Annotated in this window: 20 protein-coding genes and 1 riboswitch; of the genes, 12 read left to right on the top strand and 8 right to left on the bottom strand. The window is 71.9% G+C overall.

Annotated features, from left to right (window positions below):
• Nucleotides 1-194 precede the first annotated feature (194 nt).
• On the top strand, nt 195-698 hold the full coding sequence (locus tag PCA76_RS10490) for a DinB family protein (protein WP_272617040.1): 504 nt from the start codon (nt 195-197) through the stop codon (nt 696-698).
• Between the two features lie 39 nt (nt 699-737).
• Here the strand turns inward: PCA76_RS10490 and PCA76_RS10485 are convergent, their stop codons facing one another.
• Together PCA76_RS10485 and PCA76_RS10480 are read right to left on the bottom strand one after the other, a co-directional pair.
• The gene (locus PCA76_RS10485; RefSeq protein WP_272617038.1) at nt 738-2,795 is read right to left on the bottom strand and encodes an amylo-alpha-1,6-glucosidase; all 2,058 of its coding nucleotides are present in this window, start codon (nt 2,793-2,795) and stop codon (nt 738-740) included.
• The gene (locus tag PCA76_RS10480; protein ID WP_272617036.1) at nt 2,792-3,199 is read right to left on the bottom strand and encodes an SCP2 sterol-binding domain-containing protein; all 408 of its coding nucleotides are present in this window, start codon (nt 3,197-3,199) and stop codon (nt 2,792-2,794) included. Before PCA76_RS10480 ends, PCA76_RS10485 begins: the two co-directional genes overlap by 4 nt.
• A gap of 166 nt (nt 3,200-3,365) precedes the next feature.
• On the opposite strand from PCA76_RS10480, the gene PCA76_RS10475 reads away from it, so the two are divergent.
• Entirely contained in the window at nt 3,366-4,412 is a 1,047-nt protein-coding gene (locus PCA76_RS10475; protein WP_272617034.1) for an NAD(P)-dependent alcohol dehydrogenase, read from the top strand.
• A gap of 19 nt (nt 4,413-4,431) precedes the next feature.
• On the opposite strand, the gene PCA76_RS10470 is transcribed toward PCA76_RS10475, so the two are convergent.
• Nucleotides 4,432-4,941, bottom strand: a complete 510-nt coding sequence (locus PCA76_RS10470; RefSeq protein WP_272617032.1) for a mycothiol transferase — start codon at nt 4,939-4,941, stop codon at nt 4,432-4,434.
• Between the two features lie 78 nt (nt 4,942-5,019).
• On the opposite strand from PCA76_RS10470, the gene PCA76_RS10465 reads away from it, so the two are divergent.
• A complete protein-coding gene (locus PCA76_RS10465) occupies nt 5,020-5,535 on the top strand; it encodes a 2'-5' RNA ligase family protein (protein ID WP_272617030.1) in 516 nt (171 codons plus the stop codon).
• 230 nt (nt 5,536-5,765) lie between these two features.
• On the top strand, nt 5,766-5,951 hold the full coding sequence (locus tag PCA76_RS10460; protein ID WP_238677098.1) for a hypothetical protein: 186 nt from the start codon (nt 5,766-5,768) through the stop codon (nt 5,949-5,951).
• A gap of 16 nt (nt 5,952-5,967) precedes the next feature.
• Here the strand turns inward: PCA76_RS10460 and corA are convergent, their stop codons facing one another.
• A complete protein-coding gene (corA, locus tag PCA76_RS10455) occupies nt 5,968-7,098 on the bottom strand; it encodes a magnesium/cobalt transporter CorA (protein ID WP_272617027.1) in 1,131 nt (376 codons plus the stop codon).
• 220 nt (nt 7,099-7,318) lie between these two features.
• On the opposite strand from corA, the gene PCA76_RS10450 reads away from it, so the two are divergent.
• From PCA76_RS10450 to PCA76_RS10430, 5 genes are all read left to right on the top strand, one after another.
• Entirely contained in the window at nt 7,319-9,259 is a 1,941-nt protein-coding gene (locus tag PCA76_RS10450; protein WP_272617024.1) for an amino acid transporter, read from the top strand.
• An 87-nt stretch (nt 9,260-9,346) separates the two neighbouring features.
• Nucleotides 9,347-9,458: riboswitch (SAM riboswitch) on the top strand.
• Nucleotides 9,459-9,490: 32 nt separating this feature from the next.
• Complete coding sequence (locus PCA76_RS10445; protein WP_272617022.1) at nt 9,491-9,631, top strand: hypothetical protein; 141 nt, start codon at nt 9,491-9,493, stop codon at nt 9,629-9,631.
• A 103-nt stretch (nt 9,632-9,734) separates the two neighbouring features.
• Complete coding sequence (locus tag PCA76_RS10440; protein ID WP_272617020.1) at nt 9,735-10,595, top strand: ABC transporter substrate-binding protein; 861 nt, start codon at nt 9,735-9,737, stop codon at nt 10,593-10,595.
• Nucleotides 10,596-10,634: 39 nt separating this feature from the next.
• Entirely contained in the window at nt 10,635-11,417 is a 783-nt protein-coding gene (locus PCA76_RS10435) for an amino acid ABC transporter permease (RefSeq protein WP_272617018.1), read from the top strand.
• Nucleotides 11,414-12,157, top strand: a complete 744-nt coding sequence (locus PCA76_RS10430) for an amino acid ABC transporter ATP-binding protein (RefSeq protein ID WP_272617016.1) — start codon at nt 11,414-11,416, stop codon at nt 12,155-12,157. Before PCA76_RS10435 ends, PCA76_RS10430 begins: the two co-directional genes overlap by 4 nt.
• 20 nt (nt 12,158-12,177) lie before the next feature.
• Here PCA76_RS10430 and PCA76_RS10425 read toward each other — a convergent pair whose 3' ends face one another.
• Entirely contained in the window at nt 12,178-13,752 is a 1,575-nt protein-coding gene (locus PCA76_RS10425) for a Na+/H+ antiporter (RefSeq protein WP_272617014.1), read from the bottom strand.
• Between the two features lie 113 nt (nt 13,753-13,865).
• Entirely contained in the window at nt 13,866-17,183 is a 3,318-nt protein-coding gene (locus tag PCA76_RS10420; protein WP_272617012.1) for a BTAD domain-containing putative transcriptional regulator, read from the bottom strand.
• Nucleotides 17,184-17,320: 137 nt separating this feature from the next.
• On the opposite strand from PCA76_RS10420, the gene PCA76_RS10415 reads away from it, so the two are divergent.
• The 3 genes from PCA76_RS10415 to PCA76_RS10405 all read left to right on the top strand — a co-directional run bounded on the left by PCA76_RS10415 (nt 17,321) and on the right by PCA76_RS10405 (nt 19,412).
• Nucleotides 17,321-18,199 (top strand): alpha/beta fold hydrolase, encoded by an 879-nt coding sequence (locus PCA76_RS10415; RefSeq protein ID WP_272617010.1) that lies wholly within the window; start codon nt 17,321-17,323, stop codon nt 18,197-18,199.
• 371 nt (nt 18,200-18,570) lie between these two features.
• Nucleotides 18,571-19,020, top strand: a complete 450-nt coding sequence (locus tag PCA76_RS10410) for a hypothetical protein (RefSeq protein ID WP_272617008.1) — start codon at nt 18,571-18,573, stop codon at nt 19,018-19,020.
• On the top strand, nt 19,017-19,412 hold the full coding sequence (locus PCA76_RS10405; RefSeq protein ID WP_272617006.1) for a hypothetical protein: 396 nt from the start codon (nt 19,017-19,019) through the stop codon (nt 19,410-19,412). The genes PCA76_RS10410 and PCA76_RS10405 overlap by 4 nt, the downstream gene beginning before the upstream one ends.
• A gap of 41 nt (nt 19,413-19,453) precedes the next feature.
• On the opposite strand, the gene PCA76_RS10400 is transcribed toward PCA76_RS10405, so the two are convergent.
• Both PCA76_RS10400 and PCA76_RS10395 read right to left on the bottom strand, forming a co-directional pair.
• On the bottom strand, nt 19,454-21,622 hold the full coding sequence (locus tag PCA76_RS10400) for a hypothetical protein (RefSeq protein WP_272617004.1): 2,169 nt from the start codon (nt 21,620-21,622) through the stop codon (nt 19,454-19,456).
• A complete protein-coding gene (locus tag PCA76_RS10395) occupies nt 21,615-22,796 on the bottom strand; it encodes a low temperature requirement protein A (protein WP_272617002.1) in 1,182 nt (393 codons plus the stop codon). Before PCA76_RS10395 ends, PCA76_RS10400 begins: the two co-directional genes overlap by 8 nt.
• Nucleotides 22,797-22,913 lie beyond the last annotated feature (117 nt).

The raw sequence follows: 22,913 nt of genomic DNA, 5'->3' as shown, positions 1-22,913 counted from the left end.
ATTCAGTGGACCGCTACCGGCGCGGATCGGCAACCGCTGGCGGCGCCACGCCGCCCTCGTGTCGACCCGTGAAGTGTCGAGCCCGGAAGTGTCGGTGCCTCGTCCTACGGTGACGTCGAATGGACATCGAGGGTCACGTCGACCTCCAAGGTCGAGTGAACAATGTCGAGTGAACAATGAGGAAGGGTGGCACCATGACCAGCATTGGGCAGCTCACCGGTGAGCGGGCCGACCTGCTGCAGACACTCCGCCAGCACCGGGGTTTCCTCCTGCAGACCGTCGACGGGCTCACCGACGAGCAGGCGGCCGCCCGCACCACCGTCAGCGAGCTCTGCCTCGGCGGCCTCATCAAGCACGTGGCCGGCACCGAGCACCGATGGATGCTCTTCGCCGTGGGCGGCGCGGAGGCGATGGGGCGCGAGGATGTCGACTGGGCCGGTCAGTTCCGGATGGCGCCAGGCGAAACCCTCGCCGGGCACGTCGAGCGGTTCCGCGAGGTGGCCGACCAGACCGACGAGCTGATCGCCACCCTCGACCTGGACGCGGCGCACCCGCTGCCGCAGGAGCCCTGGTTCGAGCCGGGAGCGAGCTGGACGGTCCGTCGGGTGCTGCTGCATCTGATCGCCGAGACGTCCCAGCACGCCGGGCACGCCGACATCCTGCGGGAGTCGATCGACGGCGCCAAGACCATGGGCTGACCGGGCAGCGGGAGACAGGGCGGCGGCTGCCGGTGGGCCTCAGCGGGGGTGGCGCCGGTAGGCGGCGCTTCGGTCTCTCGCGTAGGCGTCGGAATGACCCCAGCGGCCGGGAATGTCCAGCAGTTCCAGCCGGCCGAAGCCCTGGGGCACGGCCGGACTCACCAGCAGGTTGTCGCCGATGGGTCGTAGCCCCAGCATGGTGCCCAGCAGCATCAGCAGCGCTCCCGACGACCACGACTGAGGGCGACCGGCCGACGGCAACTGGACGGGATACTTCGTCAGACTGCGCTCATGGCCGGCGATCAGCTCCGGCACCGCCCCACCGAGCGTCTGCGCCACGTCGAAGATGCCGCCCGCGAGCAGGGCCGCCTGCACGTCGAAGTGGTATTTGCGCAGCCCGGCGGCGATCAGCGCGTTGTCCGACGGCCACACCGCGCCCAGATGTGAGCCCACCGGGTTGTACGTGCGCTGCCCGGTGGCGAAGGTGCGCACCCCCCAGCCGCTGAACAACCGCGGCCCGACCAGGTGCTCGGCGACCGCTTCCGCACGGTCGTCCGCGACGATCCCGCTCCACAGCAGATGCCCGATGTTGGATGACAACGCGTCGACCGGCTCGCCGTACGGGTCGAGCGCCAACGCGTAGTAGTCCTGGTGTGGCAGCCAGAAGTCCCGGTTGAAGCGGTCCTTCAGCGCTGCCGCTTCCCGCTCCAACCGGTCGGCGTACGCGGGGTCGCCCCAGAACTCCCGGGCCAGCCGGGCACCGCGCCTCTTCGCGTCGTACGCGTAGCCCTGCAACTCGCAGGTGGCCCGTGGAAAGGCGGGTTGTCGGCCGTGCGCGTCGACGATCGCGTCGGCGGAGTTCTTCCAGCACTGGTTGATCGTGCCGTTCCGCTCGTTTCGGCGCTGGTAGCGCACGTAGCCGTCACCGGTCAGGTCGCCGTACTCGTCGATCCAGTCCAACGCCATCCGGGCCGGGTGGCGCAGTTCGCGGACCAGGTCCGCGTCACCGGACCAGCGCTCGTACTCGTCCAGCAGGACGACGAAGAGCGGGGTGGTGTCGGCCGCGCCGTAATACAGCGCGTTCGGTCGGTCGCCGAACGCGGCCGACTCGCCGTAGCGGAGCTGGGCCAGGATCTTGCCCGGTTCCTCGTCGTGCTCGTCGTCGAGCTGGCCGCCCTGCAAGAACGCCAGCGTCCGCAGCGTCGCGGGGGCCAACTCGGGGGTGAATGCCAGCGTCTGCAGGCAGGCGATGATGCTGTCCCGCCCGCACAACCCCATCGCCCACGGCAGGCCACCGACCGGCACCCGCTCGCTGAACGCCAACGGCTGGTACCGCAGTGCCGCCAGGTCGGCCAGGCTGCCCCGGTACGTCTCCTCCAGCCCGTCCCGATCGGCCACCAGCTGCGGTGCCCGGTCCAGCCAGTCCGCCAGGTCCTCACTCATTCCCCGACGAACGGCCTGCTGGTGCGACTGCAGGCCGGCGCGCATGTCCCGGCCATCCTCGCCCCCGATGGTCATGCTGACGTGCAGGTCGGTCTCCCAGCTGCCTCCGGGGTCGATCCGGATCGAGAAGGTCATGCCCCCCTCGTCCACGTCCGCCGCAGCGGTGCTTTGCACCGTGGTCTTGCGCGCGAACCGCTCCCGCGCGTAGCGCAGTTCGAGTTGGTGGCCCGCGGAGTCGGCGGTGATCTGGGCGGTCCGTCCCCTGAGTTGCCCGACCTCGGCGATGTCGGTGAAGTCGCTGCCCATCTCCACTCGTACGGTGAACTCGGCGGGCTGCGCCGAGTGGTTGAGCACGATGATCTTCTCGTGGAAGCAGTCGTGGATCGAGCGGTGCCGGATGATCGACACGTCGGCGTCGACGTAGTGACTGGCCGCACCGGGAACCAGGAAGAACCGGGTTTCGAAGTACGTCATGTCGTCGCGGGAGAGCGCGTTGATCCGTTCACCGTCGATCCGGAGCACCCAGTGGGACAGAAAGCGGGTGTCGAACGCGAAGAGACCGGTCGGTGCCTGCGGGTCGACCTCGATGTCACCCTGGGCGTCGCTGATCGCGAACGCGTTGCCGGCGATGACATGCACGAGTTCCTGTCTCACGGGCGCACACCCCGATCGTCAACCGCAGCCCGACCCTCCAGCGCGGCGCGACCCAGCTCGCGTGGATGGCGGGCGCCGGCTGGCCCAGGAAATATGCGCCGCAGCAGCGTCAGCAGTCGCAGGTCGCCCTGCACGACCAGTTCGTTGCGCAGCAGAGCCGTGGCCAGGTGCATCTCGCCGTTCGCCATCTGGTCGAAGATCGTCCGGTCCGCGCGGACCACCAGGTCGGCGTCGTCCGCGGAGCGGTTGATCTGGACGTGCTGGTCGGCGACGGTCAGGTACCAGTGATCGGTGCAGCCGTCGCCGCGTATGTCCAGTCGCAGGGTTCCCGCCGTGGTTTCCGCCAGGTTGGCTCGCCGGCCCGCGTCGAACTGTTGCAGGTACTGCGCCGCCGTCGTGCCCATCAGGCCCCCTCCCCACGGTTCTTCGCAGGATCACTCATGCCGGGGTGAGCCCGGTTCACCTGAAACGGGTGAGGACCGACCCGGAGGCACGTGCCGGCACGGGGGCGTTTGCGCGGCGGGGAGGCGGGGAGCCCTCGGTCACGCCGAGAAGGGATGGGAGAACCGGATGCGCGCGCTGCGATTGCGGGAGTGGAAGTCGGAACCGGAGTTGGTCGAGGTCCCTGAGCCGACGCCCGGGCCGGGCCAGGTGGTGGTCCGGATCGGCGGTGCCGGCGCCTGCCACTCCGACCTGCACCTGATGGACGATTTCGAGCCGGGTTCCATGCCCTGGAACCCGCCGTTCACCCTCGGCCACGAGAACGCGGGCTGGGTGCACGCGCTCGGCGACGGCGTAAGCGGCCTGACAATCGGCCAGCCCGTCGCCGTCTTCGGGCCGTGGGGCTGCGGCACCTGCGCTCGCTGCCGCGTCGGCGTCGACCCGTACTGCGAGAACCCGGCCGGCGCCCCGGTGCCGGGTGGGGGCGGCGGGCTCGGCCTGGACGGCGGCATGGCCGAGTTCGAGCTGGTCCCGGACGCGCGACACATCGTGCCGTTGCCGGACGGGTTGGATCCGGTGGATGCCGCGCCGCTGACCGACGCCGGCCTCACCCCGTACCACGCGATCCGGCGGTCCTGGCCGAAGCTGCCGCCCGGCAGCACGGCCGTGGTGATCGGGGTCGGCGGGCTGGGGCATGTGGGCGTCCAGATCCTCAAGGCCACCACGGCCGCCCGCATCATCGCGGTGGACACGCGCGCCGAGGCGCTGCGGCTGGCGCAGGAGTGCGGCGCCGACCAGACCGTCACCTCAGGCCCCACCGCCGCCGAGGAGATCCGGGAGGCCACGGGCGGCCGGGGCGCGGACGTCGTGCTCGACTTCGTGGGCGTGGACGCCACCCTGGCGCTCGGCGTGGCGGTGGCCCGCACCGTGGGTGACCTGACGATCGTGGGCATCGGCGGGGGCACCGTGGGGGTCTCGTTCTTCTCCGTGCCGTACGAGGTGAGCATCGCGACCACCTACTGGGGCAGTCGTCCCGAGCTGGTCGAGGTGCTGGAGCTGGGTGCCCGGGGTCTGGTCCGGCCGAAGACCACCACCTTCGCGCTCGAGGACGCCCTCGACGCGTACCGCCAGATGCGCGACGGGACGATGGAGGGCCGGGCCGTGATCGTGCCGTGAGCCCGGCGGACGCCGCCGGTCAGTCGGCCGCGACAAGGCCGCGGACGTAGGCGGCCTGGCCGACGTGCTGCTGGTCGTCCTCGGCGATGCTGACCAGCCGCACTCCGAGGGTGACCGGCGGGTCCCACGCCTCGTCGACCACGCGGTCGAGGTCCGCCGGACCCAACCCGGCCAGGAACGATCCGGTACGCGCCGCGACCGCCTCGTAGTAGTCGATCAGCGCCTGTGCGCTCTCCGGCCGTACTGCCGCGACCTGCGCCGATGAATGGCCGTAGCCGGTGTTGTCCGGGTCGGCGGTGAGCCCGAACCGCCCCGCCCAGTCGCCGCTGACCCAGACCTGCTCGGCGTCGAGCAGGTCGGCGACGTGATGGTCCTGGACCCGGGTCAGGTGCCAGACGAGCCAGCCGATCGAGTTGGCGCCCGGCCCGGGCTGCCAGTGCAGTTGCTCCGGGGTGAGGCCGTCGACCGCCGCGCGAACGAGGTCGGGCAGCCGGTCGTACGTCTCGGTCAGCAGATCACTCACGTCCACGGGTCACGCCTCCTGGTTGGTCTTCGTTCGGGTACCGCCGATGGACAACCAGCAAACCTCGGCCACTACGGTGATCACGTGGTCGCGGCGTTGGAGCTGTATCTGGACCCGGACGCTACCCGGCGGATCCGGGTGCTCTGGGACGCGCTGGAAGCCGAGGGCGTACAGAGCATGCGGTCGCTGTGGGAGCGGCGCCACCGCCCACACGTCTCGCTCGCGGTGGCGCCCCGCTTCAACCCCGAACAGGTCGCCGATGCGCTGCGCGGGACGGTCGTGGCCGCCCCGCTGCGACTCGACTTCCAGCACGCCGGGCAGTTCGTCGGCCGGGTGCTCTGGCTCGGCCCGGCACCCACCCCGGAGCTGCTGACCCACCAACGGCTGGTGTACGACCGGCTCGCCGCCGCCGACATCCCCCTGGACGAGCACTATCAGCCGGGCCGTTGGGTGCCGCACTGCACGCTCTCCATGCGGGTACCGAACACACTGATGGCCGCCGCGGTGCGGCGCTGCCTCGAGGTGTTGCCGCTGGCCGCGACCGTGGTCGGCGCCGCCCTCACCGACCACGCACGCGGCATCGCCCACCCGCTGCCCTGACCACCCGCTGCCCTGTCCGACCCGGCCGGCAGCCGCGGGATGCGAGATGTCCGGTTTGGCAGGCGACAGTCGGAAACCCGAAAACCAGCGGTGCGGATGCGGCCAGGCGTGGGAAGGTTCGAGGTGGCTGTCGTACCGGTGGCGATCCGCTCCCGCGCGGTTCGCCCGGCCGGTGGCGCGGGCGTATGCCGCGCCGCCCGCGGCGGCTTCGACGAGGAGAGGCAGGGCCCATGCAGGCTCAGCGCAGGCCACCACGCACCGAGCGGAGCCAGACCCGGGACGACCGGACCGGCGGCGGCATGACCGGGGCGGCCACGCCACTGACGATCTGGGCCGCCGCCGTACTGCTCGGCCGGATCAGTGCCGGCGACGACGACGTCGAGGACGAACGGCACATCCTGCGCGGCATCGAGTGATGCCCGGCCGCGCGGCTCACAGCCAGCCGCGCCGCTTGAAGATCATATAGAGGGTGCCGCAGACCAGCAGCATCAACAGCAGCGCGAACAGGTAGCCGAAGCGCCAGTGCAACTCCGGCATGTGGACGAAGTTCATTCCGTACACCGTGCCGATGAGCGTGGGAGCGAACAGGATCGCCGCCCAGGACGACACCTTCTTCAGCTCCTCGTTCTGCGCGTAGCTGGCCGCGGTGAGGCTGCGCATCTCCTCGTTCTGCTGCTGTGAGACGAGGGTGGCGTTGACGGTAAGGATGTTCTGCAAGAGGTGTCGGAAACCGTCCACCCGCTCCACCACCTGGGTCAGGTGGTCGGTCACGTCGCGCAGGTAGCGGCGCAGTTCCTCATCCGCGCTGGCGGTGCCGGCGCCGTCGGCCAGCGCGTCGAGCACGGTGAGCAGTGGGCGGGCGGCCCGCTGGAACTGGATGACCTCGCGGCTGAGGCCGTAGATGCGCCGGCTCGCGTTCGGGTCACCGCCGAACACCTGGGTCTCGATCTCGTCGATGTCGTTCTCCAGACCGGCCACCACCGGCGCGTACCCGTCGACGACCTGGTCGAGGATCGCGTACAGGACCGCCTCCGGGCCCTGGGCGAGCATCTGCGCCTCGGTCTCCATCCGCCGCCGCACCGCGGCCAGATCCGGTGCCTCGCCGTGTCGGACGGTGACCACGAAGCCCGGCCCGATGAACAGGTGCAGCTCGGAGAACTCGACCTCCTCCCGCAGGTCGTCGTAGCGGGCGGCCCGCAGCACCACGAACAGCGTGTGCCCGTACCGTTCCAGTTTTGGTCGCTGGTGGGCGTTGATCGCGTCCTCGACCGCCAGGTCGTGCAGCCGGAACTCCCGGGCCAGCGAGGTGATCTGGTCGATGTCGGGCCGGTACAACCCGATCCAGGCCATCGCGCCGTCCTGCTCCTGCAGGCAGCGGTACGTCTCGGCGAGGCCGGACGGCGAGGCGAACCGGTGCCCTCGGATGTAGACCGCGCTGTCCACCAGGCCATTGGCGGGCGGAGTGGGCGACTCCGTGGACGGCGGCACGCCAACCCTTGTCTCGTACTCGTCGAGTTGGCGACCGAAGCCATCACCCGGGCGGAAGCGGCGGCCACCGACCATGCCCTGTCCCCTCCCCCGGTGACGTCCGGTCCGGCGCTCTTCCGCCAACCGCGGGGCGCTGCTTTCCCTCTGCCTTCGACCCGAAACTCGCCGTAGCGCCCAACGCCCAGCACCCAGCACCCGGCGCCCGGCCGGGTGGGTTCTGCGCACCTGCGGACGGGCGCGGCCCGACGGGCGGATACTCACGGTGACCATGGGCGGGATGACGGGGGACGCGTCGATGGAGGTCGACAGACGCGCCGGCCGGCTGCGGGGGTGGTTGCTCGGCGCCGGCTCGGAGCAGCCCGCGCAGCACCCGGGCCCGCATGGCCGTCCGCCGGAGCATCGGCAGCACCCGTGGTGGAGGGTGATGTGCCTGACCGGTGTCGACTACTTCTCGACGTTGGGCTACCAGCCCGGCATCGCGGCGCTGGCCGCCGGGGCGCTCTCGCCGGTGGCGACCCTGGTGCTGGTGCTGGTGACACTGCTGGGCGCGCTGCCGGTCTACCGACGGGTGGCGGTGGAGAGCCCGCACGGCGAGGGCTCCATCGCGATGCTGGTACGTCTGTTGAGCTACTGGCCGGGCAAGCTGCTGGTGCTGGTACTGCTGGGTTTCGCGGCCACCGACTTCATCATCACCATCACCCTCTCGGCCGCTGACGCGACCGCGCACATCGACGAGAATCCGTTCCTACCGGGCGGGCTCAAGGGGCACGAGGTGCTGCTCACGCTGCTGCTGATAGCGCTGCTGGGCGGGGTGTTCCTCAAGGGATTCGGCGAGGCCATCGGGATCGCCGTCGTCCTGGTCGCGGTCTACCTGACGCTCAACACGGTGGTGATCGCCGACGCGCTGTGGCGGGTGGTGACCCATCCCCGCGCGGTCGCGGACTGGAGCACCGCGCTGACCACCGGGCACGGCGACCCGCTGCTGGTGGTCGGGCTGTCCCTGTTGGTCTTTCCGAAGCTGGCGCTGGGTCTGTCCGGCTTCGAGACCGGGGTGGCCGTGATGCCGCACATCCGTGGGGATCGAGAGGACTCGGAGGCTCGGCCGCTGGGCCGCATCCGGGGTGCGCGCCGGCTGCTCACCACCGCCGCGGTGATCATGAGCGTCTTCCTGATCACCAGCAGCGTGACGACCACCGTGCTCATCCCGCCGGAGGCTTTCCAGCCGGGCGGGCCGGCGAACGGCCGGGCGCTGGCCTACCTGGCACACGAGCACCTCGGCGAGGTGTTCGGCACGGTCTACGACCTGTCCACCATCGGCATCCTCTGGTTCGCGGGGGCCTCGGCGATGGCCGGGCTGCTCAACCTCGTACCCCGTTATCTGCCCCGCTACGGCATGGCCCCCGCCTGGGCGCGGGCCGTCCGGCCCCTGGTGCTGGTCTTCACCACGGTGGCGTTCCTGATCACGGTGCTCTTCAAGGCCAGCGTGGACGCGCAGGGCGGCGCGTACGCCACGGGGGTCCTGGTGTTGATCACCTCTGCGGCGACGGCGGTGACCCTCGCGGCGCGACGCCGCCGTCAGCGGGGCCGAACGGTCGCGTTCGGGACCATCGCGGTGCTCTTCGTCTACACCACCCTGGCGAACGTGGTCGAACGCCCCGACGGCGTCAAGATAGCGGCTTGTTTCATCGGCGGCATGATCCTGGTGTCGGTGCTGTCCCGGCTGATGCGGGCCTTCGAGCTGCGCGTCGACCAGGTCCAGATGGACCCGGCCGCCACCGCGATGATCAACGAACGCGCCGGGCGGCGGATCCGCCTCATCGCGCACGAGCCCGACTGCCGGGACGAGGCGGAGTACCGCGCCAAACTGGCGCAGGCCATGGCGGACAACGACTTCCCCGACGACAGCGACGTCATCTTCGTCGAGGTCCACGTCACCGACCCGTCGGACTTCGAGACCGAGCTACTGGTACGCGGCAGCACGGTGGACGACCGCTTTTCGGTGCTCAGCCTGGCCAGTTCCTCGGTGCCCAACGCGCTCGCGGCCCTGCTGCTGGAGATCCGCGACCGGACCCGCCGACGCCCGCACATCTACTTCGAGTGGACCGAGGGTGGCCCGGGCCTCAACGTCCTGCGGTACCTGGCGTTCGGCCAAGGTGAGATCGCGTCGGTCACCCGGGAGATCCTGCGTCGCCAGGAGCCCGACCGGCGCCGCCGGCCGCACGTGCACGCCGGCTGACCTGCGCGCCGGGCACCCCGCCGCGGACGGTGAGCGTGGTCATAAGGACTGGACGACCCACCCGGTCCTGCTGCTAGCCTCGGCACAGGTCATGAGCGCCAGCGCGAAGCCCCGGCTCGCTGGCCGGCAACCCTCCTCCGCGGTGGGGTGCCCCGGGTGAAGACCAGGCACCGGCACGACGTCGGTGCAAGCGTGGCCTGGCACCCAGGTCAGCACAGACCCGGGAGAACCATGCGCAATCTCAGCACCGCCCCACCGACCGACGTCGCGGAATTCCGCGCCGGTTGGGCCTCGCCGGCACTGACCCGGCGACGGCACGTGGACATGATGCGAATGTGCAGCGCCGCCTGTCGTCGCGGCACCGCGCACTAGCTCACCCCTCTTCCCGAACCCTTCCCAGCGGTACGCCCATCGGGCGCACCGTCGGCGGCGCACGCCCGTGCGCGCCGAGACGCGACCCCTTTCGGAGACACCCGTGCGATTCCTTCCTGCCCTGACCCGCGCCGCCGCCCTGGGCGCGGCCACGATCCTCGCCGCCACCGCGCTCACCGCCTGCGGCGACGACAGCTCGTCCGACGCCACCGCCAACCCGTACGGCCTGGCGCAGCCGGGCGTGCTGCGGGCCGGCACGCTGACCGACGCCCCGCCGAACGTGTACCTCAAGGACGGCACGTTCACCGGCTTCGACAACGATCTGCTGACCGCCGTGGCCGGCAAGCTCGGCCTCAAGGTCGAGTTCGTCGGCACCGATTTTTCCGCGCTGCTCTCCCAGGTCAACAACCGCAAGTTCGACGTCGGCAGCTCCTCGATCACCATCACCGAGGCGCGGAAGAAGACCGTCGACTTCGGTAACGGCTACGACTTCGGCTACTTCGGCCTGGACGTCCCGGCCGGTTCGCCCATCACCGGTTTCGACCAGCTCACCGGCAAGCGGGTCGTGGTGGTGCAGGGCACCGTCCAGGACGACTACGCCACCGGCAAGCAGCTCGACCCGGTGCGGGTGCCGGACTACAACGGCGCGATCAACCAGCTCAAGGCCGGCACGGCCGACGCGTGGATCGCTCCGGCGGAGATCGGCGAGAAGTCGGCCACCGACAGCAACGGCAAGATCACCGTGGCTGCCAAGCAGCTCAGCCCGGCACCGACCGCGTACGCGGTCGCCAAGGGCAGCGACAAGCTGCGCGAGGCGCTGAACAAGGGCCTCGACGAGGTCATCGCGGACGGCACCTGGAGCCGGTTGCAGGCGCAGTACTACCCGGGCCGGCCGATCCCGGCGGACTTCAAGCCGGGCAGCGGAACGGTGACGCCGTCGGCGTCCGCGTCGGCCGCGTCCTGAACCGGTGACGAGCGAGCAGGGCGGTAGGAGAGGCGACCGATGGATCCGTTGAGCACCCTGTGGGAGACGTTCTTCGACTGGGACGCGATGCGCGAGGCGCTGCCCGAGATGCTGACCGTCGGGTTGCCGAACACGCTGATCCTGGCGGTCTCCGCCGCCCTGCTCGGCTCGGTGCTGGGTCTGCTGCTGGCCGTCGCCGGGATCTCCCGCAGCCGATGGCTGCGCTGGCCGGCGCGGGTCTACACCGACGTGTTCCGGGGGCTGCCGGCCGCGGCGACGATCCTGCTGATCGGCGTCGGTCTGGCCCCACTGGGCATGCAGGTCTGGGGCCCCGACCCCTACCCGTTGGGGATTCTGGCGCTGTCGCTGATCGCGGCGGCGTACATGGGGGAGATCTTCCGCTCCGGCATCCAGTCGGTGGAGGCCGCCCAGTTGGAGGGCGCCCGTGCTCTCGGCTTCTCCTGGCCCGACGCGATGCGCCTGGTGATCATTCCGCAGGGCATCCGACGGGTGCTGCCGGCCTGGGTGAACCAGCTCATCGCGCTGATCAAGGACTCCAGCCTGGTCTACTTCCTCGGCCTGGTGGCCAGCCAGCGGGAGCTGTTCCGGATCGGGCAGGACTACGCGGCCACCACCGGCAACGAGTCCGCGCTGCTGCTGGCCGGCCTCTTCTACCTGGCGCTGACCGTCCCGCTGACGCACGTCGTCAACTGGATCGACCGGCGGCTGCGCAACGGTCGGCCGGCCACCGCGCCGACGGACGAGGACGAGGACGACTTCGCGTCGGCGCTGCCCGCCGCGACCGAAGGAGACCGGCGATGACCACTGCCACGACCACCTCGGTCAGCCTCGACGTCCGCGACGTGCACCTCGCCTTCGGGCCGAACCGGGTGCTGCGCGGCGTCGACCTCACGGTGCCGCGCGGCGCGACGGCCTGCGTGATCGGCCCGTCCGGGTCGGGCAAGTCCACCCTGCTGCGCACCATCAACCGGCTGATCGAGCCGGACCGCGGCGACGTGTTGCTGGACGGGCGCAGCGTGCGGGGCGACGACCCGGACGCGCTGCGGCAGCGGGTGGGGATGGTCTTCCAGCAGTTCAACCTCTTCCCGCACATGAGCGTGCTGCGCAACGTCACCCTCGCACTGCGCCGGCTCCGCAAGCTCGGCGAGGACGAGGCGGAGGCCGTCGCCCGGGCCCAACTGGAGCTGGTGGGGTTGGCCGCCAAGGCCGACGCGCGGCCGGCGCAGCTCTCCGGTGGTCAGCAGCAGCGGGTGGCGATCGCCCGGGCACTGGCGCTGCGGCCCGAGGTGATGCTCTTCGACGAGGCCACCTCGGCGCTCGATCCGGAACTGGTCAAGGGCGTGCTCGGGGTGATGGCCGACCTGTCCGCCGCGGGCATGACCATGGTGGTGGTCACCCACGAGATGGGCTTCGCCCGGCAGGTCGCCGACACCGTCGCCTTCATGGACCGGGGCGTGGTGTTGGAGGCTGGCCCTCCGGAGGCGATCTTCGAGCGGGCCGAGCATCCCCGGCTTCGCCGGTTCCTCGACCAGGTGCTCTGATCCGCGCGGGCAGTAGGCGTTCAGTCGTTGGGCCCGCGTCCCAGCAGCCGGATCTCCTCGTTGTCCAGCGCGGCCTGGAGCTCTTGCAGCACGAGGTCGTCGATTTCCCGGTTGTCCCGCAGTCGGGTGACCTCCCGCCGCTTGTGGGCGAGGACCCCGAGGCGCAGCCGGCGTTCCAGCCGGCGCTCCTCGGCGGTACTCCCGCCGTTCTCGTTGAGGTCCTCCAGGTGCCGTTGGTACTCGTCTTGCAGCCGACGCACCGCGTCCGTCTGGGCGCCGACCTCGGCGGCGACCTGGGGCAGCGCGGTCAGGCCCACCTCGGTGGCCCGTCGCCGGGCACTGCGGGCCTCGTCGACGCGTTCGGGGTCACCAACCAGTCCCGCCCAGCGCACCACCAGCGGCAGGGTGGTGCCCTGGATCAGCATGATCAGCACGATAACCAGTGCGGTGACGAAGATGATCAGGTCGCGTTCGACGACCGGTCGGCCCGCGACCGTCACCGTCGGGACGGCCAGGGCGGCGGCGAGCGACACGGCGCCCCGGAAACCGGACCAGCCGGCGACGGTCCCCACCCGCCAGCTTGAGGGACCTTCGCCGTCGTCCACGATCCGGCGGCGCCGCAGTCGCGCCGATTCCGCGGTGAGGTAGATGAAGAGCAGCCGGGTGGCCAGGACGACCACGGTGACCACCAGCACGATCACCAGAGCACGCCCCGGCGAGGTGCTGGAGATGCCCCGCACCGCCCGGGGTATCTGCGTGCCGAGCAGGACGAACAGCCCGCCGTTGATCAGGAATGTGGACAGGTCCCAGAACGCGTACGCCAGCACCCGGGACCGGGCGCGGATCACCCGTGGGCCGGCGTAGGACAGCATCAGGCCGGCGACCACCACCGCGAGCACACCGCTGGCGTGCACCGAGTCGGCGAGCAGGAACGCGGCGAACGGCGTCAGCACACTCAGCGCGCCCTCGCGCAGCGGATCGTCGAGCCGCTTGCGGATCAGCACCACGGCGGCCCCCACCAGCAGACCGGCGAGCACGCCACCGACACTGGCCCCGACGAACTCCTCGCTGATGCCCAGCGCGCCCGAGTCCGCGGCCCCGGTGAGCAGGCCCACGGCCACCGCGAAGACCACCAGGGCGGTGCCGTCGTTGATCAAACTCTCCGCGTGCAGGGTGGTGAGGAGCTTCCGGGGCAACCGTTTCGCGAGCCCGGTGACCGCGGCGGCGTCGGTGGGCGCGAGGACCGCGCCGAGCACCCACGCGGCGGCGGGGTTCACCCCGAACGCCTGCGCGGTGAACGACACCGTGACCATGGTGAGCACCACCAACACCACGGCGAGCAGCCCGATAACCGGAAGGTTGGCCCGGATCTCGCGCAAACTGATGGTGAGGCTCTCCCGGTACAGGATCGCCGGCAGGAAGATCAGCAGCACCAGGTCCGGTTCCAGGGTCAGCCCGGACAGCGGCGGCGTGAGCCCGAGCAGCACCCCCAACGCGATGAGCAGGACCGGCGGGGCGACGCGGTACCGACCACCGAGGGTGGTGCCGACCAGGACGGTGACGCCCAGCACCACGATCAGGACGAGCGCCTCCACGCGTACCCCCTCGAACCGTGGCCGGCGGTGGACGCGCCGGTGGTTCCATCTGACCGCACCCACCCGCGGGTTCCGACGGAAACCGGCAAGTCGCCGCGGGCAGTGGGCGGCGGTCAGGACGAGGAGGCGGCGGCGCGGGCCCGGTCGGTGACCGCGCGGGCCGTACGACGGTGCCCGGCCGCCTCCTCGTCGCGGCCCAACGCGCTGGCCAGATCGGCGAGGTGCGCGGCCACCGGGCCCACGGTGAGCACCCCGCTGCCGGCGGCCAGTTCGTCGGCGGCCGGCAGCAGCTCGACGTAGACCCGTTCCATCGTGACCCGGTCGCCGAGGGCGCGCGCCGCCCGGCCGACGAGGCAGAGCCGCACCTCCCGCAGCAGATCGTGCGGCCCGTTCGGCACAGTCCGCAGGGCGGCCGCGGCCGCGTCCCGGTCGTCGGCGGCGAGCAGCAGCAACGGCCGTACCCACGGCTCGTGCGGACCCCAGTCCAGGCCCGCCCAGTCCGCACCGTCCGGCACGGGCACGGGCTGGTCGGCACCTCCGGTGGTTTCGGCCAGACGCAGGCCGAGCAGGGCGAGCGGGAGCAGCCCGCGGGTCAGGCCCGGCATGGCGTCGACGGTCAGCCGCTCATCAGCCGCCCGGTACGCGTCCGCCGCCGCGGCCGACTCGCCGTCCAGCGCCAGGCGCAGTGCGGCATACCACCGGGTGAAGACGCCGACCAACGGCAGCTCGTACCGTTCGGCGAGGCGATCGGCGGCGCGGGCGTGCGCGTCGGCGCCGGGCCGGTCGGCCAGCGCGCAGTTTGCCTGGACCAGGATGAGGTGGCCGAGCACCTCGAAGGTCACCAACTGGTGCCGGGCGGCCAGGTCGACGAGTTCGGCGCCGATCCGGGCCCGCGCACCGGCCAGACCGACGCGTGGGAAGGCGTGCATGAAGCGGGCGTTGAGCGCGAACGCCAGCAGCCCGGGGTCGTCGACGGTCCGGGCGATCGTCTCGGCCTCGTTCGCCGCATCTCGGCCACGGTCGGTGGTGGTGCCGCGCAACTCCAGCGCGAGGGTGCTCAGCAGCCTGCTGCGCTGCGCCGAGCCGGTCGAGCCGAGAGCGGTCAGGGCGTGCTCGGCGGCCCGGACGATGTGCCCGGAGAGCAGATCGTCGTCGTTGCGCGTCCAGATGGCGGGCACGTCGAAGCCCGCCAGCACCTCCTCGATCAGCAGGGGATCGCCGACGGACTCGGCGGCGGCGATCGCCTCGGCCCGCCGCCGCCGCGCCTCGGCCAGCCGGCCCGTCACCGCCAGCGCGCGCCCCAGGCCCAGCAGCGCGGTCAACCGCTCGCGCTGCTCGACCCCACCGGCACGGTCGTACGCGTCGATCGCCTGCCCCCACAGGCGGGCCGCCTCGTGCGGGTTGCCGCCCCGTTCGGCGCGCTCGGCGGCCGTGCGGGCGTACGCCGCAGCGCGACCGGCAGCGACCGGTCCACCTGCGCGGAGCAGGTGGTGCGCGAGGGCGGCGGGATCGATGGGTTCGCGGTGCCGCAGCACCTCGGCGACGGCCGCGTGCCAGGCGGCGCGGCGCGGCGCGGACAGGTCGGCGTAGAGCGTGTCGCGGACCAGGATGTGGGTGAAGCGCAGCCGGCCGTCGGTCTCCCGCTCGGTGAGGAATCCGGCCTGCAGTGCGCGGTCCACGGCGTCCAGCACAGCCGACGGATCACCGGCCAGCGCGCTGAGCACCTCCGGGTCGAGGTCCCGGCCGAGCACGGCTGCCTGCCGCAGCACGGTACGGGTCGGCGCGGGCAGCTGTGCCAACCGGTGCCGGATCACGTCGCGCACCCCGGGCGGCACCGCGGCCAGTGCCGGCTCCCCCTCACTTGCGTACAACTGGGCCAGCTCGCGGACGAAGAACGGGTTGCCACCGCTGCGGTGGTGGATCAACTGGGCGGTGCCCGGGGCCAGGTCCGCCCCGGCGACGGCGCGGGCCAACTCGCCGGTCGCCGGCGCGGACAGGCCGGCGAGATACTCCCGGATCGGCTCCAACCCGGCGGCGCGTGCCAGGGCTGCGGTCAGCTCCGGGCTGATCTCGGTGGCCCGGTAGGTGCCGAGGATCAGCACCGGACCGGTGGCCGGCTGCGGGCCGGTGAGCAGGGCGGTCAGCAGGTCCAGGGTGTCACCGTCGGCGCGGTGCAGGTCGTCGAGGACCAGTAGCACCGGCCCCCGGTCGGCGACCGCCGAGACCAGCGACGCCACCGCGCGGTGCCGGCGGAACCGGGTCCCGGCGGGGTCAGCCGAGCCGCCGGGCTGCTCGACGGCTTCCACGGCGTCCGCCGGCCCAGTGAGCGCGTCGGTGACCTGGGTCCACGGCCAGGCAGCCGGGGCGCCCTCGTATTCCGGGCTGCGTCCCCACGCCGTGGTCCAGCCATCGGCGGCGAGCTGCTGGGTCAGGGTCTCGGCCATCGCGGTCTTGCCGGCGCCCGGGTCACCGCTGAGCAGGGCGAGGGTGGGCTGCTGGCGTCGGGACGCGGCCTCGGCGGCCCGCCGCAGCCGGTCCAGCTCCGCGTCGCGGCCGACGAACGGACGCTGCCCCGTCGAACCCGGCCCGACGGGTCGCACAGGTCGCGCGAGGCTGGGGGTGGCGGCGCCTTCGAGGGGTGGACTGAGGTGCGGGGCCTGGGCCAGGATGTCGGCTTCCAGCCGCCGCAGCTCAGGCCCCGGGTCCACGCCCAGCTCGCTCACCAGGACGTCCCGGGCCGTACGCAGCGCGGCCAGGGCGTCGCCCTGCCGACCGGCGCGGTACCGGGCCACCGCGAGGAGCCGCCAGGCGTCCTCGCGCAGCGGATAGCTGGCCAGGTGGGCCGGTAGGTCGGCTGCGGCCTCGTCCGGCCGACCCAACGCCAACAGCGCCTCCGCCCGCCGCTCGACGGCGAGCATCCGCAGCTCGTCCAATCGGTTGATCTCCGCGACCGCCCAGGCCTCGTTGACGCAGTCGGCGTACGCGGGTCCGCGCCAGAGCCCGAGTGCCCCGTCCAGCGCGGTCAGGGCCGGCGCGGGACGTCCCGCCGCCAAGAGCTGGCCTGCCGCGCCGACGGCCGCCTCGAACTGTCCGGCGTCCACCGCGTCCGGGACGGCCCGCAACACGTACCCGGGTGGCTCGGTGACCAGGACCCGGGGTGGCTGCCGGGGTGGTCGATCGGGCTCCAGTGCCCGGCGCAGGTCGGCGACGAAGGTCCGGATCGCGCCCACCGCGCCGTCCGGCGGGACCTCCCACAGGTCGTCGACGAGACGATCCACCGGCACCACCCGACCGTGCGCGATCAACAGCCGGGCCAGCACCAGGCGCTGCCGGTGCCCCCGGAGCGGGACCGGGCCACGTTCGGTCGCGGCGATCACCGGCCCGAGTACGCCGAAGGTCACCGCGACCGGTGCCGCCGGCTGCCTGGTCATGACACCAATCTAGGCGGGTCGGTCGGCCCGCACTGATTCGACGCTGACCACCTGCTGATCACCAACGGGCAGGCTCGACGACGTACGACGGCGACGGCAACTGCCCCAGCCGGCACTGCTCACCAGGAAGGTTCTCCGTGGACCCCAGGATCAACGGATTCGACTACCGGCGCGTGACCGTCGCCGACGGTGTGACGCTCAACGCCGCCGTGGGCGGCTCCGGGCCGGCGATCGTGCTGCTGCACGGCTTTCCGCAGACCCACCTCATGTGGCGGCACGTCGCGGCCGACCTCGCCGCGGACCACACGGTCATCTGCCCCGACCTGCGCGGCTACGGCGACAGCGACAAGCCCCTCGACACCGACGGCAGCGGGTACGCCAAGCGCACCATGGCCGCCGACATCGTGGCGCTGGCCGGCGCGCTCGGCCACGAGCGGTTCGCGCTGGCCGGGCACGACCGGGGTGCCCTGGTCGCGTTCCGGGCCGGACTCGACCATCCGGCGGCGATCAGCCAGCTCGCCCTGCTCGACGTGCTGCCCACCCTGGACATGTGGGACGTGCTGAACGGCACCACCGCCGCGGTCGCGTTTCACCTGTACCTGATGGCGCAGCCGCCCGGCCTGCCCGAGGAGCTGATCGGCGCCAGCCCGGACGCCTTCTTCGGTTACTTCCTGGACGTCTGGACGCGTGATCCGGAGGCCCTGCCGGCGGACGTGCGGGCGGTGTACCTGCGCGCGTCCCGGAACGCGGTCACCTCGATCGTTGCCGACTATCGGGCGTCGGCCGGGATCGACGTCGCCCACGACACCGCGGACCGGGCGGCCGGCAGTCGCCTGCGCATGCCGGTGACCGTGCTTCAGCAGGACTGGGGCGCGGCGCTGGGCTACGACGCGGCCGCGGTCTGGCGGGCCTGGGCTCCCGATCTGGAGCACCGGACCGTCACCTGTGGGCACTTCATGGCGGAGGAGGCGCCGGCCGAGGTGGTCCGGGCGCTGCGCGCCCTGCTCGCCCGTTGACCGGTCGGCGGCCCGATCGCATCGATATCACCCTCAGCAATAAATCTGACACTCACTGTCACTGAGGTGTCGGTGCGACCGGGTCGCCGCGCTGCGCCCAACTTTGCACACGCCGGCCACTCCTGATGGGCTCTGACCTGCGGTAATGCGACGTCACGCCAGGTGGACGACAACCGGTCATCGGTGATACACAGGCAGATATCGGCCAGCCAACGACGGCCAGTCGCTTAACCTCCTCGACCAACGACCGTCCACCCCGCACCCCACCATCGGGCTTCGCCGCACGGACCGCCGCACCACGGTCGCGACCCACCGAACGGCAACGGCCCACCGGCCGCTGCTGGATGACGGTCCTCGACCAGGGAGTTACCGTGGGGCACCTACGTTTCCGGTCCCAGCGCCAGCCGTACGAGGTGGCAGTCCTGGCCGCGGCACCCGTCTGCGGCATTCTGATGTTGACCCTCGATGTCCGACCAACCTCCGTTCAGACGTCCATGCCCGTGCCGATCCAGATCGCCTGGAAGGTGGGTCTGATCGCGGTGGGTGTGGGCGGGCTGCTGGGCATCCTGTGGCCCGGTCGGCTCTCCACCGGGCTCGGCGTCGAACTCGCGTCGGTCCTGATGCTCGGCACGATCACCGGCATGTACGCGGTGGCCATGGTGGCCGTGTCGGGCCGACAATCCGTCGCCGCGGCGTCGTTCGTCGTGGCAGTGTCGGTCGGGTCGCTCTGGCGGGCCGCGCAGATCGCCGTCGACCTGCAACGCCTGGCCCGGGCCTGCGAATCTGTGAACTACGAACAGCTGCAGGCAGGTGTCACGTGAATACCTCCCCGGCGCCCGCCGCACCGCCCTGGGTGCAGGTGGCGCTCAGTGTGCTCGGCATCCTCGGTGGAGGCACCGGCCTGGCCGCGATCGCGACCGTGGTGGTGCAGCGGGGCAAGTTCAAGGCCGACGCGGCCGACACCCTCACCGAGGCCGCTCTCACCCTGGTCCAGCCGTTGCAGACTCGGATCACCCAGTTGGAGGGCGAGGCGCTCAACGCACGATCCGAGCTGGGTGTGCTCCGCGAGCAGGTCAACCAGTTGCAGTTCGTGGTCCGGGTGCTCACCCGGACGCTGGACCATTGGCGTGCCGCGATCCGCGCGCCCGACGCCACCCTGCGTAAGGTCCGAGCGACAGTGGCGGAGACCGACCGCATGCCCGAGGATCCCTGACCGCGCCCGTCCCAGCACATCGGCAGCGCAGCCACGGAACTTCAGTCGGAGCCACGGAGGCGACCGGCGAGTTCGCGCACCGCCGCCCGGAACTCGGGGTCGGACTCGCCCGGATGGTGCCCCCGCACCGGCGGCGGACGGTCCTCACCCGGCGGAGGCAGCAGGTCCCCTGGGTCCCGTAACCGCCGGTCGACACGGCCGGCCGGATCGGCCGGGTCCGGAAGCGGATCGCCGGGTCGATGCGCGGCGAAGATCCAACCACCGACGGGGTCGGTGTCCCGCCACAGGTTGAGCCACCGCCACTCGACCCGCTCCCCCACCGTGCGCAGCACCTCCTGGTTGAGGTAGCCCGGAAAGAGCCGGGCGTACAGGCGGTCCAGCGGCGACCCGTAGGTGAGCAGCGCGACGCGCTGGCGTACCGGCGGGGGCAGCCGCAGCACCGCGAGGGCCAGCAGCACCGAACCATGGCTGTGCCCACAGAGCAGCACCCCGTTGTGTCGCTCGGTCAGGTGGGTTATCCGGTCGGCCAACTCCGGCACCGCCCGGTCGGCGTAGCTCGGGGGTGCGAACGGGTGCGCGGCCCGGGGCCAGAAGGTGCCCAGGTCCCACAGGATGCCGACGTGCCGGCGGAACCACGCCGTACGGTAGGCGAACATCCCACCCAGGAGCAGGGCCAGGACCAGCGCGGCGGCGAAGTAACTGCCCGCGGCGAGCCCCATTCCGACGGCCCCGGCCGGAAGCCCGAAGACCTGCTGTGCCAGCTGGTCCGGTGCCAGGTCGAACACCCGCAGCAGCGCGGTGGCCAGGCCGATCGCCGCGAGCGCCGCATACGTGACAGCGAGCAGTCCCAGCCACTCGGCGAACCGCGCCCGGGCGACCGCCTCCGTCACCTGTCGCAGCCGCCCAGCGCCCTTCGGCGGCACCGCCGGGAAGTCGCGGGCGGTGATCGCCGCCGCCGCACGCCACCGGCGTCGCCGGGACAGGAGGGTCATCGCACCACACAGCACCACGCCCGCGCTCACGTGCAGAAAGAACGCCAGGATCGTCCACTGGTACGGCAGTGGCGGCCCACCGTCGCCGCGGTACCCGCCAAGCAGGTTCCCGCTCTGATAGACGAGGTTGGCGGAGAACACGTTGCCCAGGCCGACCGCGATGGCCGCGACCACCGCCGCGCCCAACCCCCGCGGCAGCGCGTTACGGCGTTCTCCCCGACCGTGGTGCCACAGCACCAGTCCACTCAGCGCCACCAGCAGCGACATCTGGCTGAACAGTGCCCAGCTGGCGATCCCGTCGTAGCCCGGCAGCCCGGCCGACGACGGCCAGGCGCGCCGGTCCAGGGCGACGGTGAGGATGGTGGCCACGCTCAGGCCACCGGCCACCGCACCCACCGTGCTGGCGGCCCGGGTGACCGTCGGTCTGATCGCCGCCCGGTCCAACATTCCGGGGACTGCGAGCAGCCCGGCGCAGGCCAGCAGCACCGCTCCGCTGAGCGTCAGGAGCACAGTCGTCGAGAGCGTCCCACCCCCAACGGTACGGGCCGTGAGCAGCACCAGGTTGAGCACGGCGAGCGCGGCGGCGACGTGGATCGCCCGCAGCCGTCCCACCATCGGCTCGACGGCCCACAGCGGGTTGCCGGCCGGGCGGGGCCGGCGGGTGCCCAGCAGTCGGAGGAAGGCGACGGCGGCGATCGGCAGCAGAGCCAGCACCGCCAACCGCGGCCCGACCTGCCGGCCATCCAGCCCGGCCATCGTGTCGAACGGAGCGCGGCACCGGGCCACGCCCAGACAGCGCCAGGCGAGCAGGTCGAGTGCCACCCCCGCGATGGACACCACGTACAGCACGGTGAGGTTGAGCGCGAGGAGCCGGCACAGCACGGTGACGCCGGCGCCACTACGACGGCCGGTCGGCCGCATCCAGACCGCCACGTTGCTGAGCATGAACGGCAGCAGGAAGACCAGGGAGAACGTCCGGGCCACGGTGCCCGAGGGCAGGTCACCCCATCGATACGCCTCCAGCGTCACCCCGTCCGGCCCGGTGCCGTCCGACCCGGTGGGGCGGTGGAAGCCACCGCTGTCGTCACCCGCGACCTGCCGGACGTGTGCCCGGCCGAGGACCTTCTCCGGTCGCGCACCCGACACGCCGTGCACTCGCAACTCCACGATGTCGTGCCGTCCGGGCCGCTCACGGCGCGGCGGTGAGCTTTCATCCATCGGTCCGCCCAGCCGGTCGACCCGGCCCCCCTGCGCCGGGCATCGCATCGAGCACGACGATCAACAGGAGCACACCGGTGACGACCGCGTTGCCGCCGACCAGCGGAAGCTTCACGCTCGCGACACCGGCCAGGATGATGACCGGTAGGCCGACCAGCCGGGCCCAGGGCAAACTGGCGTCGACGGCAGCCGACAGCAGGATCCGGCCGGTCAGGAAGAGCGCCGGACCGGCGACGGTCACGACCATTCGCTCCGGTTCCCGCGCCCCGGGGTCGTCGATCGACATCTCCAAACCGGCGGAGGTGGCCAGGACGCCGGCGATCATGACCAGGTGCAGGTAGCCCGCCGTGAGCGCCAGCTTGCTGCCGGGCGGGCCAGCCTCCTCGATGCTGGCGCCCAGCCGCGCGCCGGCGGGTACGAGATAGAGCCGGGCGAGAGCCACCGCGGTCACGAACGCCAGGGCGAACGCCATGGTGCTGCCCCGGTCCAGGCCGGATTCGCTGTAGGTGACTCCGGACATCAGGATCAGCTCACCGAGCGCGATGATGAAGATCTGTTGGTAGCGCTCGGAGAGGTGTCTGCCGTTCACCTGAAGGTCCGGCCAGGAACTGCGCCCGAGCCGTACGAACGGCCAGCGCAGCCGAGCCAGCGAATACTCCAGCACCAGGGCCAGCGCCCAGAGCACCCCCCGGGCCGGGGCGACGACCGCCCCGACCACCCAGAGCACGCCGGAGATCGCGAACCAGACCGCCACCCGCACGGTACGCAGTTGCAGCGGATGCCCCCGCAGGGCGGGGATCAGCAGCGCCGCCCGGCCCAGGTGGATGGCAACGTAGGCGACGGCGAACACCATGGCGTGCTCGGTGAACGCGGTGGGCACGGCCGCGGCCATCAGCAGACCACCGAACATCACCCAGAGCAGCAGGGCGACGATCAGCGGGGTACGCGGGTCGAACCAGTCCGCCGACCAGGCGGTCACGAACCACACCCACCAGAGCGCCGCCAGCATCACCAGCACCTGGAAGCCGCCGTTGAGGCTGGGGTCGTCGAGCAGCGCCCGGGACAGCCGGGTCAGCGCGAAGATGAACGCCAGGTCGAAGAAGAGCTCCAGGAACGACGCCCGGCGGGAGTCCTCGCGCCGTTGCAGCAGCCGCCCCGGAAGCCCGTTCGCCATCACCACCCTTCCCCGGCCCGCAGCGGCCACCGCCGCCCCAGTCGTACCACCCGGACGACCACCCCCGGGCGGGTTCCGCCTCGCCCGGCCGTCGAGGTCAGCGGCCGGTGGTGACTG

It is taken from the genome of Micromonospora sp. LH3U1, assembly GCF_028475105.1.
In the GTDB taxonomy this organism is placed as follows: Bacteria; Actinomycetota; Actinomycetes; order Mycobacteriales; family Micromonosporaceae; genus Micromonospora.
Note: the sequence above shows the minus strand (reverse complement) of the source record. Positions and strands in the feature narration are given on the sequence as shown.